This window comes from Luteimonas sp. BLCC-B24 (assembly GCF_028550595.1).
Classification (GTDB): Bacteria; Pseudomonadota; Gammaproteobacteria; order Xanthomonadales; family Xanthomonadaceae; genus Luteimonas.
Window position 1 is genome coordinate 88,836 of record NZ_JAQQGN010000003.1, and the last position, 17,869, is coordinate 106,704.

A 17,869-nucleotide genomic window follows, 5' to 3' on the forward strand; every position below is an offset into this window, starting at 1 on the left:
CCCTGCAAAGCGGACTAATCAAGTCCCGATTTGACGCCTATCGTCTGCGGCCTGTCTTCATGGAGGTCGCCGATGGCCATCCCCCGTTATCGCTTGCCCGCCCCTGCAGCCGTCGTCGGCCGGTCCGCTTCCGGTGCCTGTGCACGGCTGGAAATCCCGCCGAATCAGACCTCTATCGCCCGTGTGCGCAGCCGGCACCAAACCGGTGGCACGCCCCTGAATTGGGGCCGGGTGTGGCGATGGCTGGGCGCCGAGCACGAGGCGGCGACCACCGTGCAGACCGTCGAAGCCCGGTTTTCGGGAGACAAAATCCCGTGAACGGGACAATCAAGCCCGCCATCATCGTGCTCGGCGCGACCGGCACCATCGGTTCGCACGTGGTGGCACGCGCGGTGGCCGACGGCCGCCGCGTGGTGGCCGTGGGACGGAACGAGGGCGCACTGGCCGCGCTGCGCGCGCAGCACGGGCCGCGGGTGACCCTCCAGCAGGCCTCCATCACGCGCGACGCCGATGCCGCCACCCTCGCCGCGGCGCTGCAGCGTCTGCCCGGGCCGCCGCCGGGTGCGGTGATCGCCGCCATCCGCGGCGCGACCGACGCCGGCCGCGTGCTCGACGCGCCGGCCGATTTCCTGCGCCGGCGGCTGGACGAGGACCTGATCCCCCACCTCGTCGCCGCCCGCCACCTGCTGCCGATGCTGGCCGGACAGCCCCGCGCGGGCTACGTGCTCGTCGGCGGGCCGGGCGCGGCCCAGCCCTGGGCCGGCTACGGCCACCACTCGATCGGCGCCGCGGCGCTGCGGATGCTCGCCCGGGTGTTGCACGAGGAGGCGCGCATGCTGCCGGTCCGCGTGCACCTGCTGGCGGTCGATTCGCCGGTGCGCACCGCCGCCAATGCCACGCATGCCTGCGTCCAGTGGCCGGACGCCGACGCCATCGCCGGCCACGCGTTGCGTCTGGTCGACGGCGCGGTGCCCGGCGACGCGGCGCTGGTGCGGTTCCCGCTCGGTGCGGCCGAGCGTCCGCCCGGCCTGTCCGACGACCTCGACGTCGGCCGCGTCCCCTGCGCCGATGCGCAGCCCCATCAAGACGACGCGCGCGCCCTGTTGCGCCGCATCGCCGCCCGTCCCACCTCGTCCCAGGAGTTCCGCTCATGACCCCCTTCCCGCTTGCGCCCGCCGCCCGACGCGCCGTGGCCGCCGCCGGCCTCGCTGCGGCGATCGCACTCGTCGTCGCCGGCTGCGACAGCCGTGCCGAATCCACGGCCGCCCCGCCTCCGCCGGAGGTCGGCGTCGCCGCCGTGCTCAACGAACCCGTGCGCGACTGGAGCGACGCCACCGGCCGCATCGCCGCCGTGGACAGCGTCGAGCTGCGGCCCCGGGTCAGTGGCTACGTCCAGCGCGTCGCCTACACCGAGGGCCAGGAGGTGGCCCAGGGCGAGCTGCTGTTCGTCATCGATCCACGCCCGTATCGCGCCGCGCTCCAGCGCGCGGAGGCCGAGCTGGCCCGCGCCCGCGCCGACGCGCAACTGGCGACCACGCGACATGCGCGTGCGCAGTCGCTGATCGAGGCCAGTGCGATCTCGCGCGACGATTTCGAAGCGCGCAGCGCCGGACGCGCCGAGGCCGAGGCCGCCGTGCGCGCGGCGCAGGCCGCGGTCGAGACCGCGCGCCTCGAACTGGCCTATACCGAAGTGCGCGCGCCGGTGGCAGGCCGCGCCGGACGCGCGGCGCTGACGGTCGGCAACCTCGCCCAGGCCGACGTCTCATTGCTGACCACCGTGGTGTCGCAGGACCCGGTGCACGTGTACTTCGAAACCGACGAGCGCACGTTCCTGCGCCACCGCGCACTGGCACGCGACGGTGCGCGCCGCGACGGCGGCAACGCGGTCCGGATCGGTCTGGCCGACGAGACCGGTTATCCGCACGCGGGCACGGTCGACTTTCTCGACAACCAGGTCGACCCGACCACCGGCACGGTGCGCGCCCGCGCGGTGCTGCCGAATCCCGAGCGGCGCTTCACGCCGGGGCTGTTCGCACGCGTGCAGCTCGAAGGCGCGGCGCAGCACGAGGCGGTGCTGATCGACGACAAGGCCGTGTTGACCGACCAGGACCGCAAGTACGTCTACGTGCTGGGCGAGGGCAATACCGCGCAGCGACGCGACATCGTGCCCGGCCCGATGGTCGACGGTCTGCGCGTGGTGGCCTCGGGTCTCGAACGCGGCGACCGGATCATCGTCAACGGCGTGCAGAAGGTCTTCATGCCCGGCATGCCCGTGACCCCGCAGGCGGTGGACATGCGCGGCGGCGCGCCGGTCGAGGCGGTGGCGACACGCTGAGGCGCCCGCGCGCTGTCGCCCTGATCCGCCCGATCGTCATCCCGCACCCGCGGGCGGCGCCTTTCGGCAGCACGTTCCGCTGGTCGTCCACGGACCTCGCGTCGACCGAGTCCGGCGTCCCTGGATGAGCGGCCATCCGGCTGTCGAACCGCACCTCCCGCCCGCGCGGCGATGACGGGATCGTTTTTTCCGAATCACTGAAACACGGCGCAACGCGCCGCCCACAAGGACCCTTCCCGTGGACTTTTCCCGCTTCTTCATCGACCGGCCGATCTTCGCCGCGGTGTTGTCGATCGTGATCTTCGCCGCCGGCCTGATCGCGATTCCCACCCTGCCGATCGGCGAATATCCCGAGGTCGTGCCGCCGTCGGTGGTCGTGCGCACGGTGTATCCGGGCGCCAACCCGAAGGTCATCGCCGAAACCGTCGCCACCCCGCTCGAGGAGGCCATCAACGGCGTCGAGGACATGATGTACATCAAGTCCGTCGCCGGGTCCGACGGCGTGCTGGTGACCACGGTGACCTTCCGTCCCGGCACGGATGCCGACGACGCCGCGGTGCGCGTGCAGAACCGCGTGGCCCAGGCGCTGTCACGCCTGCCCGAGGACGTGCGCCGCCAGGGTGTGACCACCCAGAAGCAGTCGCCGACCTTCTTGATGGTCGTGCACCTGACCTCGCCCGATGCGCGCTACGACACGCTGTACCTGCGCAACTACGCCCGGCTCAACGTCAAGGACGCGCTGGCACGCATTCCGGGGGTCGGCGATGCGCAGATCTTCGGCGGCGGCGACTACGCGATGCGCGCCTGGCTCGATCCCGAGGCCGTCGCCTCGCGCGGCCTGACCGCCGGCGACGTGGTGCGCGCGATGCGCGAGCAGAACGTGCAGGTCTCGGCCGGCCAGCTGGGCGCCGAACCCATGCCCAGCAACAGCGACTTCCTCACCCTGATCAACGCGCAGGGCCGTCTGAGCGGTGTCGAGGAGTTCGGCGCGATCGTGCTCAAGCGCGGCGACGACGGCAGCATCGTGCGGCTGTCGGACGTGGCGCGGCTGGAACTCGGCGCGAACGACTACACCCTGCGCGCACAACTCGACGGCGCCAACGCCGTGGGCATCGGCATCTTCCAGGCGCCCGGCGCGAACGCACTCGAGATCCGCGACCAGGTGGTGGCGACGATGGACGAACTGTCGGCGCGCTTCCCCGACGGCGTGCAGTACCAGACCGTCTACGACACCACCGGCTTCGTGCGCGATTCGATCAAGGCCGTGACCACCACGCTGCTCGAAGCCGTGGCCCTGGTGGTGCTGGTGGTGATCCTGTTCCTGCAGACCTGGCGCGCGTCGATCATCCCGCTGCTGGCGGTGCCGGTGTCGATCGTCGGCACGTTCGCGGTGCTGTCGCTGCTGGGCTTCTCGATCAACACGCTGACCCTGTTCGGCCTGGTGCTGGCGATCGGCATCGTCGTCGACGACGCGATCGTCGTGGTCGAGAACGTCGAGCGCAACATCGAACTCGGCTTGTCGCCGCTGGCCGCGGCGCATCAGGCGATGCGCGAGGTGTCCGGACCGATCGTCGCGATCACCCTCGTGCTGTGCGCGGTGTTCGTGCCGATGGCCTTCCTCGACGGTGTGACCGGGCAGTTCTACAAGCAGTTCGCGGTGACCATCGCGATCGCGACCGCGATCTCCGGCCTCAATTCGCTGACCCTGTCGCCGGCGCTGGCCGCGCGCCTGCTGCAGCCGCACGGCGCGCCGAAGGACGCACTGTCGCGCGGCATCGACCGGGTGTTCGGCCGCGTGTTCCGCCCGTTCAACCGGTTCTTCGGCGCCAGCGCGGCGCGCTACGAGCGCGGTATCGGCCGCATCCTCGGCCGTCGCGGCCTGGTGTTCATGGTCTACGCCGGTCTGCTGCTGGCGACCGGTCTGGTGTTCAAGCTGGTGCCGCCGGGCTTCATCCCGGTGCAGGACAAGCTGTACCTGATCGCCGGCGTGAAACTGCCCGAAGGCGCCTCGATCGCACGCTCGGACGCGATGCTGCGCCAGGTGGCCGACATCGCGATGGAAACTGAGGGCGTGGCCCACGCGATCGCGTTCCCCGGCCTCAACGCGCTGCAGTTCACCAACACGCCCAATACCGGCGTCGCCTTCCTCACCCTGGAACCGGCCAACGCGCGCAGCCGCTCGGCCGCGGAGATCAACGCCGAGATCAACCAGAAGATCGGCGCGCTGAAGGAGGGCTTCGCGTTCGCGTTCATGCCACCGCCGATCCTCGGCCTCGGCAACGGCTCGGGCTATTCGATGTTCGTGCAGGACCGCGCCGGGCTCGGCTACGGCGCGCTGCAGGACGCGGTGAACGGGATGACCGGCGCGATCGCCGGCACGCCGGGCATGGGCTTTCCGATCAGCAGCTACCAGGCCAACGTGCCGCAGCTCGACGCCGTCGTCGACCGCGACAAGGCCAAGGCCCAAGGCATCCCGCTGACCGAACTGTTCGACACGCTGCAGACCTACCTGGGCTCGGCCTACGTCAACGACTTCAACCAGTTCGGCCGGACCTGGCAGGTGGTCGCGCAGGCCGACGGCCCGTTCCGCGACAGCGTCGAGGACATCGCCAACCTGCGCACCCGCAACGACCGCGGCGAGATGGTGCCGATCGGTTCGGTGGTCGACATCCGCCAGACCTTCGGACCCGACCCGGTGCTGCGCTTCAACGGCTATCCGGCGGCCGACCTCGCCGGCGAATCCGATCCGCGCATGCTCTCCTCCACCCAGGCCATGGACACGCTGGGTACGCTCGCCGGGCAGGTGCTGCCGCCGGGCATGACGATCGAATGGGCGGATCTGAGCTACCAGCAGGCCACCCAGGGCAATGCGGCGTTGATCGTGTTTCCGCTCGCCGTGCTGCTCGCGTTCCTGGTGCTGGCCGCGCTGTACGAAAGCTGGACGCTGCCGCTGGCGGTGATCCTGATCGTGCCGATGACGATTCTCTCCGCGCTGTTCGGCGTGTGGCTCACCGGCGGCGACAACAACGTGTTCGTGCAGGTGGGTCTGGTCGTGCTGATGGGCCTGGCGTGCAAGAACGCGATCCTGATCGTGGAGTTCGCCCGCGAGCTCGAGCTGCAGGGCAAGGGCATCGTCGAGGCCGCGCTGGAAGCCTGTCGCCTGCGCCTGCGTCCGATCGTCATGACCTCGATCGCGTTCATCGCCGGCGTGGTGCCGCTGCTGTTCGGCAGCGGCGCCGGTGCCGAGGTCCGCGCGGCGACCGGTGTCACCGTATTCGCCGGCATGCTCGGCGTCACCCTCTTCGGCCTGTTCCTTACCCCCGTGTTCTACGTCGCACTGCGCAAGCTCGCCAACCGTCCGCTGGTGTCGCATGCCCCGGCCGACACCGCGGCGCCGGTCGCATCGGCCCATTCCTGATGCGCCACTGAAAGCACCACCGCGCCCGCGGCAGCGGGTTTCCATGGACGTTCCTGCATAGAACCGGACTGCATGGAGCCCGCCGCCGCGTCGACGCGCCACGACCCCACCTTCCCACCGCCCTGAATCCCGCAAGGAACCCACTCATGTCCGTTACCGAATCCCGTATCGCCCTGGTCACCGGCGCCACCCGCGGCATCGGCCTGGAGACCGTGCGCCAGCTCGCCCAAGCCGGCGTGCACACGCTGCTGGCCGGTCGCAACCGCGACCGCGCGGTCGAGGCCGCGCTGAAGCTGCAGGCCGACGGTCTGCCGGTCGAGGCCATCGCGCTCGACGTCACCGACGCGGCGAGCATCGCCGCCGCGGCCGAGACCATCGAAGACCGCCACGGCCGGCTCGACATCCTGGTCAACAACGCCGGCATCGTGATCGACGATGCGCAGCTCGGGGCCGCCGGGCAGTCGCTCGACACCTGGCGCACCACGTTCGAAACCAACGTCTTCGGCCTGATCGCCACCACGCAGGCACTGCTGCCGCTGCTGCGCAAATCCAGGGCCGGTCGCATCGTCAATGTGTCGAGCCTGCTCGGCTCGATCAGCGAGCACCAGAATCCCCAGTCCTTCATCTACGACTTCAAGGGCGTGCCGGCCTACAACGTCTCCAAGAGCGCGGTGAACGCATGGACCGTGCATCTGGCGCACGTGCTCAAGGACACCGGCATCAAGGTCAACACGATCCATCCGGGCTATGTGCGCACCGATATGAACAAGGCCGGCGACGAGCAGAACGGCGAACTCGAAGTCGCCGACGGCGCGAAGACGAGCGTGCGCCTCGCCCTGATCGACGACGACGGCCCCACCGGCGGCTACTTCTATCTCGACCAGGTGCTGCCGTGGTGACGCGCCCGCTGATCAGCGGACTGGCCGCGGCGCTGCTCGCCGCCTGCACGGTCGGACCGGACCACGTGCGGCCGTCGATGACGGTGCCGCAGACCTTCGACGGCGGCGGCGCGGCGGCAGCGGCCGCACCGGCGGTGACCGATTCCGCGTTCTGGCAGGCCTTCGGCGACCCGACCTTGAATGCACTGGTCGACGACACGCTGGCTGCGAACCACGACCTGCGCATCGCGCTCGCGCGCTACGACCGCGCGAACGCGCTGTTGCGGGGTGCGCGCTTCGACCAGCTGCCGACACTCGACGCCAGCGCGAGCGCGGTCAACAACCGCGCCAGCGCCGACCAGGCACCCGGCATGCCGCGCGACGCACGCGACAGCGACAGCTTCGACGCCGGCATCGGCGCCAGCTGGGAACTCGACGTGTTCGGTCGCGTGCGCCGCAGCGTCGAAGCCGGACGCGCCGAGGTCGCCGCGAGCGCCGACGACCTGCGCGCGCTGCAGGTGGCGGTCGTGGGCGAGGTGGCGACGGCGTACTTCGATCTGCGCGGCCTGCAGGAGCGGCTGCGCGTGGCGACCGAGAATGCGGGCAACCAGCAGCAGACGCTGGCCCTGGTCGAGGCGCGTCGCGAGGCCGGCCAGGACAGCGACTTCGATTCCGCCCGTGCGTCGGCGCAGGCGGCGGCAACGGCGGCGCGCATCCCCGCGCTCGAAGCCGAGATCCGGGTCGCGATCCATCGCATCGCGGTCCTGAGCGGGCGCACGCCGGACGCGTTGCAGGCCATGCTGTCGCCCGCGGTCGCCCTGCCCCGGGCGCCGCGCACGATCGATCCGGGCACGCCCGGGGATCTGCTGCGCCTGCGTCCCGATGTCGCCGCGGCCGAACATCGGCTGCGCGCCGCCACCGCGCGCATCGGTGTCGCCACGGCGGATCTGTTTCCGCGCTTCACCCTGGGCGGCCTGATCGGCAGCCAGGCCGGTGACCTCGGCCGACTGTTCGAACGCGACAGCGAGACCCGGTTCGTCGCGCTCGGCATCGACTGGTCCTTCCTCGACATCGGCCGCGTGCGCGCGCGCATCGCGGCGGCCGACGCCGATGCCGAGCTGGAACTGGCGCGCTATCAGCAGACCGTGCTGCGCGCGCTGGAAGACACCGCCAATGCGCTGGCGCGCTTCGACCGCGCGCACGACGCGGACGTGGAACTCGAACGCGCGGCCCGCGACAGCGCCCGGGCCGCCGCGCTCGCGCGGCTGCGTTTCGACGCCGGCGCCACCGGTCTGCTGGACGTGCTCGATGCCGAGCGCACCCAGCTGCAGGCCGAGGATGCCTTTGCCGCCAGCCGCACCCGCACCGTCACCGATGCGGTGTCGCTGTACCGCGCGCTGTCCGGCGGCTGGCCGCAGACCTTGCCGCAGCAGGAACTGCTGGAAGGCTACGTGTCCGGGCTCTGAGCGCACCGCCGGCGCACGGACGCGCCGTGGGAACGGCGGCGCGCCGGCGGCTGGCCGGCCGCGTCGAGGCCGGCAATGCCGCGTCGCGGCGTGACCGTGCGCGTCCCCCTCCGGATCGGCAGCGCGCGGGCGCGTCGCGGTCTACAGCGCGGGCACGGCCGGCCCCGGCACCGGTGCATGGACAGGGTCCGGCACGGTGCGCGTCTGCAACTCCAGCGCTTCGCGCCCGCGCTGCAGCCAGGCCTGGCCGGCATCGCTTGCAAGTTCGGCGCGCAGACGCTCGGTGATCGCGGCGCCGTCGTCGCGCGCCGCCGCCGACAGCAGGTCGTGCGTGAACGCGCGGGTGTCGTGCGCGGCGGCGTCCGGCGCCGCGCGAACCGGCACGGTGCCCTGAACGGGGCCGATTTCCACACGCTGCCAGTCCAACGCCGCCGCCATCGCCTCGTTGCGCGGCATCGCATCGCGGCAGTCGATCCGGCACAGCGCGGGCGGCGCCAGCAGATCCTGCATCCCACGTGCGCCGTTCCGGTCGAAGATCGAGGTGCCGTGGAAGGCCGCATGCTGCTCGGAGCGATGGATCACGTACCGGTCCGGATCGTCGGGCAGGGCCCGCTTCTCCAGCGGCGGCGGGCGGATCAGGGCGTTGGTGTAGTCGATCGCGAGGTTGCCGGCCAGGACACCGAGCCCGTCCCTGCGATAGCCGCCCCCGATATCACTGTGTGCACCCGCGACACTCACATTGAGGAAGCGACCATCCGCGGTCTGGCCGGGGTCCGTGATCAATGTGCCCTGGAACAGATTGCGACGTTCGTCCAACGCGGTGATCTGGAGCCCGGACACGACGGATTCCGCGAGGCGACGATCGTGCTGGCGTGGCGCTCCGGTGCCCACAGGATCAAACAGCACGGCCGCCTGGACGACGGTGCCGGGCGCGCGCAACGCGGGATTTGGATAGACGACCTGGCCGACGATCAAATCATCTGCATCGCGCTTGACGACCGCACCTGTCGGGTCCTGAATTCCCCGCTCCTCTACGAGCCGGGTAAACCCGGCCGCCTGCTCGGCGCCACGGCTGAAACCGTTGGAGAGTATCCGGATGTCGGCGTCAGGGTTTTCGTCCAGCCAGGTTTTTGCTTCAGTGACGAATTGCAGGTACATGTTCTCGATGCGCGCCTCGTAACTCCTTCCGTACGCCGCATCGATCGTTCCACTCACGCCACCCTGCGTGCCGGGCCCCTCGACGTAACCTCGGCCGATGGGCGAGTAGCCAAGCCGAGCCGTGGCAGATTCTGCATAGCCGCGGATCTGTTCATCGATCTTGGCGACATTGGTGAACTTGTCAGGATCCCGCTTACTGTTGCGGGTGCCGTCGAAGGACGCAACGAACAAACGCTGCTCAGGCCGGCTTTCATCCAGCAGGATTGGCGCAGTGAAATTCGTGAGTCCGCGCTCGGCCCTGTTGAAGCTCGCAAGCTGTTCGGTGCTGGCAACGGTCGCGTACACGCCATCCGGTTGCCGATTTCCGCCCATCCTCCACCTCCTTGTGGATCGGATCAGTACGTCCGGCTCCAGGCCAGAACGGGTTCACTTCTGTAATCGCTGTGCTGGTTCCCGGGGATACGCGCCTGCTTCAACGAGATGAACGCATTCATGTAGATATTGATCCTTCGATCATTGATTTCCATGATGACGTCCGGGTTGACCATGGGCGTGCGCTCCGAGGCCTCGTGGCGGGGCGTGTTATGGACGACGAGTTCGTCCTTGAAGATTTCGCCAATGTCGACTTCCGCTTCGAGCGCAGTCCCATCCAGGCTCTTCCACCTCACCACGGCGGGCGGCGGGAAGTTGCGGATCATCAGATGGTTTGCAGTCTTTGCTCTGAGCGAATTGGGATGCACATCCTCCAGACGCGGACGCGGCCCGCTCGTATGCGACCGTTCGCCATACAGCACCGTGCACTCCTGCACGGCATACGGCGCGATTCCAAAGTTGTGGCGCATGAATCGCAACGGCCATTCGCGTACTTCGCCCTGTGCACGTGCCGGAGACGGTGCCGAATCCACTCCCGATGTCATCGCCGTACTTTGGCATCCTGTCGTTGTCAGTGCGGACGCGACGATCGCCGCCGCGAGTCTTCGGTGGCGGCGTGAGCCAGATGGGTACCCGGTCCTGACAGACATTTCCGTGCTCCTGGGCTGAGTGGCGCTAGCGGCGTGCATCTGAGAAGCGCAGCTGTATGGGCCTCGGATCAAGGCCAGAGGCTGCTTCAGCTGAGCCGGTCGGGAAACAGGCGATCGCCGCGCGACGGCGTGGGGAAAGCCACGCGGTATTTCGATGCTTCGCGTGCAGGTAGTCCGGTGACCGATTTCCGCCCACGCTACGCCTCCATGCGGATATCGATCAGTAGGTCTCACTCCATGCGAGGACGAGATCACGTCGGAAATTGCTGTGCGGATTCCCTGGCGTTCGCGGCGCTTTCAACGAGAGGAACGCGCGCATGTACACGTTGATCGTCCGGTCGTTGATCTCCAGGACGATGTCCGGATTGATCGCCGGCGTGCGGTCTGAAATCTCCTCGCGAGGCGCGTCGTAGCGCACCAGCTCGTCCTTGAAGATCCGCCCGATGTCGACCTCCGCCTCCAGCGGCGTGCCGTCGCGGCTCTTCCACTTCACCAAGGCAGGCGGTGGGAAGTTGCGGATCATGATGTGGCCGGCACCGGTCGCATTGAGCGAATTGGGGTGCACGTCTTCCCGAGCAGGGCGCGGGCCGCCCGAGTAGGGGCGATTGGCGTACACGACCGTGTACTCCTGCAGCGCATAAGTCGCGATGCCGAAATTGTGCCCTCGGAACCTGAGTGGCCACTCGGTCAAGGGACCAGGTTGTACGTCCGCAGACGCAGCTGGCGTGGAGCCCTGTGTCATCACCATCCCCTTGCATCCTGTCGAGGTGAGCGCGGTCACGACGAACAGCGTCGCGATGTAACGTGCGGAACGATCCGGCCGTCCGATTCCCTGGGCCATCGTGTGCCTCCCGCCGCTGATATCGATGCCAGCATGCCTGACGCACGCGCGCCGGGGAATCAGAGGATGTCCTGCTGCCGGGTGGGAAGATGATGGACACGCGCAACGCGCCGCGCGTCGACTTGCGGCGATACGTGATCGCTTGCCGATATGCGATCGATCAACGCAGTGCGCGTGGCGGTCGCACGCACGTCTGCCTCGTCGCAGCTTCCAGATTGCGGAAACATTGATCCCGCATGTGGCTGCAGGCGCCATCGGGCGCCTGCAGCGAGTCGTGATGGACCGAACGCGGTCCGGTCAGCTGCCCAACAGCACCCGGTTCATGCGCTGCACGAACGCAGCCGGGTCCGGCAGCGGGGCACCGGCGGCGATCTCGGCCTGTTCCAGCAGCAGCGTGGCCAGATCGGTGGCCTTCGCGTCGTCGGTCTCGCCGGCGATACGCATCAGCAGCGCGTGCTGCGGATTGATCTCCAGCGTCGGTGCGCTATCGGGCACGGCCTGCCCTGCTTCGCGCAGCAGGCGGGCGAGGTGCGGGGCCATCTCGTAGTCGGCCAGCGCGAGGCAGGACGGCGAATCGGTCAGGCGCGCGGACACGCGCACGTCGCCGACGCGCTCGCCGAGCAGGCGCTTGATCTTCTCGACCAGCGGCGCGGCGGCGGTCGCGGCTTCGGCCTGCTTCGCCTTGTCCGCCTCGTCGAGCGGCAGTTCGCCCTTGGCCACGTTCTTCATCGACTTGCCGGCGTACGCGTGCAGGCTGCCGAGCATCCACTCGTCGATGCGGTCGAACATCAGCAGCACCTCGATGTCCTTCGCGCGGAAGGCCTCGAGCTGCGGGCTGCCGGCGGCGGCCTTGTAGCCGTCGGCGGTGATGTACCAGATGGTGTCCTGGCCGACCGGCATGCGGCCGACGTAATCGTCCAGCGACACGGTCTGCGCAGCGCCGTCGCCCTTGGTCGAGGCGAAGCGCAGAATCTTCGCGATGCGCTCGCGATTGGTCGCGTCCTCGACGATGCCTTCTTTGAGCGTGTTGCCGAAAGCCTTGTAGAACGCGGCGAACTTGTCCGCGTCGTCGCGCGCCAGCTTCTCGATCATGTCGAGCACGCGCTTCACGCACGCGCCCTTGATGCGGTCGAGCTGGCGGTTCTGCTGCAGGATCTCGCGGCTGACGTTGAGCGGCAGGTCGTCGGCGTCGACGACGCCGCGCACGAAGCGCAGGTAGTTGGGCAGCAGCTCCTCGGCGGCATCCATCACGAACACGCGCTTGATGTAGAGCTTCAGGCCCTTGCGCTCGTCGCGCCCGCCCATCATCAGGTCGAACGGCGGCTGCGACGGCAGGTACAGCAGCGTGGTGAAGCTCTGGCTGCCTTCGACGCGGTTGTGGGTCCACGCGGCGGCATCGTTGAAATCGTGGCCGAGCGCCTTGTAGAAGTTCTGGTAGTCGGCGTCGCTGATGTCGGATTTGGACTTGGTCCACAGTGCGGACGCATCGTTCGCGGTTTCCCACTCCGGCGCGGCGTCGACCGGGGCGTCCTCGCCCTCGGCCGGTGCCGGCGCGTCCTTGGGCATGCGGATCGGGAACGCGACGTGGTCGGAGTACTTGCGCACCAGCGAACGCAGCTTCCACCCGTCGAGAAATTCGTCCTCGTCCGCCTTCAGGTGCAGGATCACCGTGGTGCCGCGCTCGGGCAGGGTGACGTCCTCCAGCGAATACTCGCCGCGGCCGTCGCTCTCCCACTTCACGCCGGCCTCGGGCGCGGCGGCGGCGTGGCGGGTCAGCACGGTCACCCGGTCGGCGACGACGAAGGCCGAATAGAAGCCGACGCCGAACTGGCCGATCAGGCGCGCATCGGCCTTCTGCTCGCCGCTCATCGCTTCCAGAAAGCGGCGCGTGCCGGAGCTGGCGATGGTGCCGATGTTGGCGATCACGTCGTCGCGCGACATGCCGATGCCGGTGTCGCGGATCGTCACCGTGCGCGCGGCCTTGTCCCAGCTGACGTCGATGTGCAGCTCGCCTGCGCCGGCCAGCAGATCGGGGTGGGCGATCGACTCGAAGCGCAGCTTGTCGCAAGCGTCGGAGGCGTTGGAGATCAGCTCGCGCAGGAAGATCTCCTTGTGCGAGTACAGCGAATGCGTGACCAGGTGCAGGACCTGGGCGACTTCGGCTTCGAAGGTGCGGGTTTCGGTGGTCGTGGTCATGACGGTAGGGACGGATGGCCGTGGACAGGCGCTGGACATGCGGGCCGCCCGCCCGTTTTCAAGCCGCGGCCGCCGGTACCGCGCCGGTCAGGGCAGCGCGATCCACTGCCGGAGCAGGGCCTGCGCGGCGTCGGCGTGCGGATGGTCGCGCGGCGCCGCGAACGCATCGACGGCTGCCGAGGGGTCGGCGGGCGTGCTGTGCGGGATGCGGATCGCGGGCCAGGCGGGGCCTCCACGACGGCGCGCCGGTGTGCCGGCCGGCGGTCGGGACCGCGGGCCGGCGCTACAACGGCCAGACCAGCAGCAGCATCGGAATCGAGACCGCGAGCACCAGCAGCTGCACCGGCAGACCGAGGCGCCAGTAGTCGCCGAAACGGAAGCCGCCGGGGCCCAGGATCAGCGTATTGTTCTGGTGTCCGATCGGAGTGAGGAACGCGCAGGACGCGCCGACCGCGACGGCCATCAGGTACGGATCGGCATTGACGCCGAGCGCGCTCGCCGCGCCGATGGCGATCGGGCACATCACCGCGGCCGTCGCCGCGTTGTTCATCAAGTCCGACAGCGTCATCGTCACCACGAGGATCAGCGCCAGACCGATGACCGGGTGGCCTCGGCCCACGGTTTCGAACAGCACCCGCGCGATCAGGTCCGCGGTGCCGGTCGATTCCATCGCGCCGGCCACCGGGATCAGCGCGGCCAGCAGCACCACGACCGGCCAGTCGATGGCGGTGTAGACATCCCGCGGTGGCACGGTGCGCAGGATCATCGACAGGACCACGCCGGCCGCGAAGGCCACGGCCGCCGGGAACAGGCCCGAGGTGGTGGCGACGATGGCGCCGAGCATGATCAGCGAGGCGGTCAGCGCCTTGCGCCGGTCGGGCATGCGCAGCGCGCGCTCGGCCAAGGGCACGCCGCCGAACTCGGACGCGAAACCGCTGATGGCGGCCTGGGTGCCCTGCACGAGGAGCAGGTCGCCGTCCTGGAAGGCCTGCGTGCGCAGGCGCCGCCGCGAGCGGTGACCGGCGCGCGAGATCGCCAGCACATTGATGCTGTAGCGCGCGCGCAGCCCGAGATCGGTGGCCGAGCGGCCGGCGAGCCCCGATCCCGGCAGCACCGCGATTTCCTGCAGCACCACGTCGGCGTGCGGCGTGCGCGCCGGCTCGGGCGTGTCGCTGGCGTCGGCGTGCTCGGGGTCCGGTTCGCCCGTGCGCGTCCGACGCCGGGCGCCGGGCGCCGGATCGCGGCGGCGGCCGGTGACCGGGCCGGACTCCGGGCGGTCGCCGTCGGCCGCGTCGTCCTCATCATCTTGGGCGTCGGCCTCCCCGTCGTTCTCATGGGGGACGTCTTCCTCCAGACGCACACCGAGACTGCTCAGTACTTCGCCGAGCGTGTCGGCGTCCGCCTCCACCACCAGCACGTCGCCCGCGCGCACCACCCGCGACGGATTGGGCGCGTGCACGCGCAGCTCCGCCTGCACCATGCCGATGACCTGGGCGTCGAAGGCCTCGAGCGTCGCCTCGATCTCGCGCACCGTCTTGCCCACCGCGCGTGCGCCCTCGGGCACCCGCAGCTCGGTGAGGTAGGCGCCAGGATCGAAGCCTTCCACCGCCGCCTCGCGGCGCACCGGTACGAGCTTCCAGCCGCCGAGCACCAGCAGCAGCACGCCGGCCACGGCGACGGCCGCGCCGACGGGCGTGTAGTCGAACATCGAGAACGGGGCGCCCCCCGCCTCCTGCCGGAAGCCGGAAACGATGAGGTTGGGCGGCGTGCCGATCAGCGTGGTCATGCCCCCGAGGATGGAACCGAACGCCAGCGGCATCAGCACCTGACCGGGCGCGAGCGCCTGCTTGCGCGCCATCTGGATCGCCACCGGCATCAGCAACGCCAGCGCGCCGACGTTGTTCATGAAGGCCGAGAGCACGGTCGCCAGGCCGGTCAGCGCGGCGATCGACAGCATGGGGCCGGCCTTGCCGGGCAACACCACGCGGGTGAGCGCATCGACCGCGCCCGAGGTCTGCAGGCCCCGGCTGAGCACAAGCACGCTGGCGACGGTGATCACGGCCGGATGGCCGAACCCCGCAAAGGCCTCACCGGCGCCGACGAGGCCCACCGCCACGCAGGCCAGCAGCGAGGCCCCCGCGATGATGTCGTGACGCCAGCGTCCCCACAGGAACAGGCCCATGGTGCAGGCGAGGATGAGGAGGATCAGGATCTGGTCGGTCTGCATCAAAGGTCCATACAACGCGCAGTCCGGAGCCTGCAGGTGTGGGTGTGGCCGTCGGGGTCGGCATGGCACGCGGCGCGGCGCATGCGCTGCGGGAGCGGTCAGCCGGGGCGGTGCACGCGCCCGCCGGCCATCGACGCGAACACGCCGTCGCGGCGTACCCAGGCGTGATGCAGGGCGGCGGCCAGATGCAGCAGGATCACCGCGAGCAGCGCGCGCGCGAGCCACGCATGCGCGGCACGCAACACACTGTAGACGGCGGGATCGTGCGGCGCGATGGCCGGCAGGTGCACGTCGCCCCACAGGACCACCGGATTGCCGGCCGCCGACACCATGGCCCAGCCGACCAGCGGCATCGCCAGCATCAACGCATAGAGCGCGACGTGCGACGCGTGCGCAGCGGCGCGCTGCCAGCGCGGCAGATCGCGCGGCAGTTCCGGTGTGCGCCGCCGCAGGCGATGCAGCAGCCGCACGACCGCCAGCACCAGCAAGGCGATGCCGATCGGCCGGTGCAGCGCGAGCAGCGTGGGACGCAGCGTGATCGAGGCCACCATCGCCACGCCGATGAAGAGCATCGCGAGGATCAGCAGCGCCATGCTCCAGTGCAGCCACCGGGCAACGGCGTCGTGGCGACCGGGTGCGGCGCTCATCGTGTGGTCTCCTGCGGCGGGGTGCCGCCGACGTCGGCGCCGCGGGCGATCTCGCGTTCGCGGCGGTCGAAGGACTGCGCGTACACGGCCGCGCGCGCAGCGAGGATCGGATCGTCCGACAGCGCGACGCCGCCGGGCACGATCGTCGGATCGAAGTTGAGATCGCGGCAGGCGCCGGTGGCCTGGTCCTGTGCGCCGGTGAGCACCACCGTCCCCACGGTCACCTGCGCCCGGTCGTCGGGCCACGGCGTGCTCGGATCCGCCGGGTCGTCGCCCGGCCCGGCCACGGTGACCACCATGTCCCAGCGCACCGGCCCGTCGGCCAGGCGCGTGCGCAGCTCGTCCTGCAGGTAGTCGCCTTCGGCCGCGTCGCGCTGCGCGGCGCTCATCTCGACGAACGGCGCCTGTGGCCGCATCGACCAGCGCACCATCCGCTCGCCCGCGGGGCCGATGAAGCGGTAGGCATGGACGCCGTTGTAGGCCGTGTTGGCGAAGCTGTCGGACCACGGCGCGGATTTCGCCCACGCGGCGAAACGCTGCGCGGCCGGATGCGCAGCGGCATACGCGGCCATGCGCGCCGGATCGGGCGTGCCGGTGGCCGGGTCCGGCGCCGACGCGCGGGTCTGCTCGAAGAAGGCCTCGGCCGAGGCCGCGCCGAAGAACGGAAAGCTGTTCATCGCCATGCGCCACTCGCTGCCGTCGCCGGCGCGCAGCACCAGCGCCATGCTGCGCACGCGTGCCTGGGCGTCGAGTCCGTAGGGCGAGCCGCCGCCGATCGACATCCGCCCGAGCAGCGGTGTGCGCGCGTCGGCGAACACGCGGGCCCGGCTGAGGGCCGCGCCGTCCGGATGGCTTTCGAAATGGCCGGTCACGCACAGGCCCTTGGCGTGCGCGCGGCGAAAGCCCGGGTACGGCGTGGTCGACGTGGCTTCGATCGCGTCGGTCATGCGCGCCGGCGTCAGCCGATCGGGCGTCAGCCAGCCGGCGGTCCACGCGAAGGCGCCGCCGATGGATGCGACGATTGCCGCGATCGCGACATAGGCGCCGGTGCGACGGCGGGGTGCGGATGGGTACGGCATGACGCGGCTCGTGGCGGAACGCCGGCGAGCGTACGCCGGGGGCGCCACCGCGCGGGTGAAGAACGCCGGTCTAGAGCCGCACGCCCGAAGCCGGTACCTGGATCTGCGCCGCGTCGGTCACCTGCACCTGGGTCTGGTAGTAGTACTTGCCGCTCGGCTGGCCTGCGATGGTGAAATCGATCCGCACCCGCGTCGCGACCCCATGGACGACGATGCGCTCGCCGTCGAGGGCCACCGCAGGCGGCGCACCGAGCCGGGCGGCGAGGGCGCCGGCGGCGGCAGGTGTGATCGCGATCGTCAGGTTGCGCTGGTCGCGGTAGTCGGCTTCGGAATTGAGATACACCCGGCCGCCGTCGGCACCGGTGGCCTGGACCCGCATCACGAACGTGCCGGTGACGCCCCGCGGCGCGGCCTCGGCAGCAAGCTGGATCGCCTGCGGTGGCTGCAGCCAGCGCGCGTCCTCGGCAGGGGGGCGGGTCGAGCAGGCGGTGGTCAGGAGTGCAGCGGCCAGCGCCGCCCACATCGCTTCAAGCTTCATGAAGAGTCCTCGGATGGGGCCGTCGGTATGCGCGCAGCGGGCCGGGAACGCGAAGCCGCGTGGC

The 17,869-nt window shown here is 70.1% G+C and carries 14 protein-coding genes; 6 read left to right on the forward strand and 8 right to left on the reverse strand.

Going from position 1 to position 17,869, the window contains the following annotated elements:
* Positions 1 to 72: 72 nt before the first annotated feature.
* From PQS31_RS08235 to PQS31_RS08260, 6 genes are all read left to right on the forward strand, one after another.
* Positions 73 to 318, forward strand: coding sequence for a hypothetical protein (locus PQS31_RS08235; protein ID WP_272762225.1), 246 nt, complete (start codon positions 73 to 75; stop codon positions 316 to 318).
* The gene (locus PQS31_RS08240; protein WP_272762226.1) at positions 315 to 1,154 is read left to right on the forward strand and encodes an SDR family NAD(P)-dependent oxidoreductase; all 840 of its coding nucleotides are present in this window, start codon (positions 315 to 317) and stop codon (positions 1,152 to 1,154) included. The genes PQS31_RS08235 and PQS31_RS08240 overlap by 4 nt, the downstream gene beginning before the upstream one ends.
* Complete coding sequence (locus PQS31_RS08245; protein ID WP_272762227.1) at positions 1,151 to 2,335, forward strand: efflux RND transporter periplasmic adaptor subunit; 1,185 nt, start codon at positions 1,151 to 1,153, stop codon at positions 2,333 to 2,335. Before PQS31_RS08240 ends, PQS31_RS08245 begins: the two co-directional genes overlap by 4 nt.
* 238 nt (positions 2,336 to 2,573) lie before the next feature.
* Positions 2,574 to 5,753 carry a multidrug efflux RND transporter permease subunit gene (locus tag PQS31_RS08250; RefSeq protein WP_272762228.1) on the forward strand — a complete coding sequence of 1,060 codons (3,180 nt, stop codon included), beginning with the start codon at positions 2,574 to 2,576 and terminating at the stop codon, positions 5,751 to 5,753.
* 146 nt (positions 5,754 to 5,899) lie between these two features.
* Positions 5,900 to 6,652, forward strand: coding sequence for an SDR family oxidoreductase (locus tag PQS31_RS08255; protein WP_272762229.1), 753 nt, complete (start codon positions 5,900 to 5,902; stop codon positions 6,650 to 6,652).
* Positions 6,649 to 8,097 (forward strand): efflux transporter outer membrane subunit, encoded by a 1,449-nt coding sequence (locus PQS31_RS08260; RefSeq protein ID WP_272762230.1) that lies wholly within the window; start codon positions 6,649 to 6,651, stop codon positions 8,095 to 8,097. Before PQS31_RS08255 ends, PQS31_RS08260 begins: the two co-directional genes overlap by 4 nt.
* Before the next feature lie 141 nt (positions 8,098 to 8,238).
* Here the strand turns inward: PQS31_RS08260 and PQS31_RS08265 are convergent, their stop codons facing one another.
* From PQS31_RS08265 to PQS31_RS08300, 8 genes are all read right to left on the reverse strand, one after another.
* Complete coding sequence (locus PQS31_RS08265; RefSeq protein ID WP_272762231.1) at positions 8,239 to 9,600, reverse strand: DUF2235 domain-containing protein; 1,362 nt, start codon at positions 9,598 to 9,600, stop codon at positions 8,239 to 8,241.
* A gap of 50 nt (positions 9,601 to 9,650) precedes the next feature.
* Positions 9,651 to 10,097 carry a hypothetical protein gene (locus tag PQS31_RS08270; RefSeq protein WP_272762232.1) on the reverse strand — a complete coding sequence of 149 codons (447 nt, stop codon included), beginning with the start codon at positions 10,095 to 10,097 and terminating at the stop codon, positions 9,651 to 9,653.
* Between the two features lie 400 nt (positions 10,098 to 10,497).
* The gene (locus tag PQS31_RS08275; RefSeq protein ID WP_272762233.1) at positions 10,498 to 11,118 is read right to left on the reverse strand and encodes a hypothetical protein; all 621 of its coding nucleotides are present in this window, start codon (positions 11,116 to 11,118) and stop codon (positions 10,498 to 10,500) included.
* A 297-nt stretch (positions 11,119 to 11,415) separates the two neighbouring features.
* A complete protein-coding gene (htpG, locus tag PQS31_RS08280) occupies positions 11,416 to 13,314 on the reverse strand; it encodes a molecular chaperone HtpG (RefSeq protein WP_272762234.1) in 1,899 nt (632 codons plus the stop codon).
* Between the two features lie 283 nt (positions 13,315 to 13,597).
* The gene (locus PQS31_RS08285; protein WP_272762235.1) at positions 13,598 to 15,541 is read right to left on the reverse strand and encodes an SLC13 family permease; all 1,944 of its coding nucleotides are present in this window, start codon (positions 15,539 to 15,541) and stop codon (positions 13,598 to 13,600) included.
* A 98-nt stretch (positions 15,542 to 15,639) separates the two neighbouring features.
* Positions 15,640 to 16,188, reverse strand: a complete 549-nt coding sequence (locus PQS31_RS08290) for a cytochrome b/b6 domain-containing protein (protein ID WP_272762236.1) — start codon at positions 16,186 to 16,188, stop codon at positions 15,640 to 15,642.
* On the reverse strand, positions 16,185 to 17,267 hold the full coding sequence (locus tag PQS31_RS08295) for a catalase family peroxidase (protein WP_272762237.1): 1,083 nt from the start codon (positions 17,265 to 17,267) through the stop codon (positions 16,185 to 16,187). Before PQS31_RS08295 ends, PQS31_RS08290 begins: the two co-directional genes overlap by 4 nt.
* 70 nt (positions 17,268 to 17,337) lie before the next feature.
* Positions 17,338 to 17,805, reverse strand: a complete 468-nt coding sequence (locus tag PQS31_RS08300; protein ID WP_272762238.1) for a hypothetical protein — start codon at positions 17,803 to 17,805, stop codon at positions 17,338 to 17,340.
* Between the last annotated feature and the right edge of the window lie 64 nt (positions 17,806 to 17,869).

What these genes read in the sequence shown, in the direction of transcription:
- PQS31_RS08235 (WP_272762225.1), top strand. Translation starts at nt 73, where the DNA reads ATGGCCATCCCCCGTTATCGCTTGCCCGCCCCTGCAGCCGTCGTCGGC.
- PQS31_RS08245 (WP_272762227.1), top strand. Translation starts at nt 1,151, where the DNA reads ATGACCCCCTTCCCGCTTGCGCCCGCCGCCCGACGCGCCGTGGCCGCC.
- PQS31_RS08255 (WP_272762229.1), top strand. Translation starts at nt 5,900, where the DNA reads ATGTCCGTTACCGAATCCCGTATCGCCCTGGTCACCGGCGCCACCCGC.
- PQS31_RS08270 (WP_272762232.1), bottom strand. Translation starts at nt 10,097, where the DNA reads ATGCGCCACAACTTTGGAATCGCGCCGTATGCCGTGCAGGAGTGCACG.
- PQS31_RS08275 (WP_272762233.1), bottom strand. Translation starts at nt 11,118, where the DNA reads ATGGCCCAGGGAATCGGACGGCCGGATCGTTCCGCACGTTACATCGCG.
- htpG (WP_272762234.1), bottom strand. Translation starts at nt 13,314, where the DNA reads ATGACCACGACCACCGAAACCCGCACCTTCGAAGCCGAAGTCGCCCAG.
- PQS31_RS08285 (WP_272762235.1), bottom strand. Translation starts at nt 15,541, where the DNA reads ATGCAGACCGACCAGATCCTGATCCTCCTCATCCTCGCCTGCACCATG.
- PQS31_RS08290 (WP_272762236.1), bottom strand. Translation starts at nt 16,188, where the DNA reads ATGAGCGCCGCACCCGGTCGCCACGACGCCGTTGCCCGGTGGCTGCAC.
- PQS31_RS08295 (WP_272762237.1), bottom strand. Translation starts at nt 17,267, where the DNA reads ATGCCGTACCCATCCGCACCCCGCCGTCGCACCGGCGCCTATGTCGCG.
- PQS31_RS08300 (WP_272762238.1), bottom strand. Translation starts at nt 17,805, where the DNA reads ATGAAGCTTGAAGCGATGTGGGCGGCGCTGGCCGCTGCACTCCTGACC.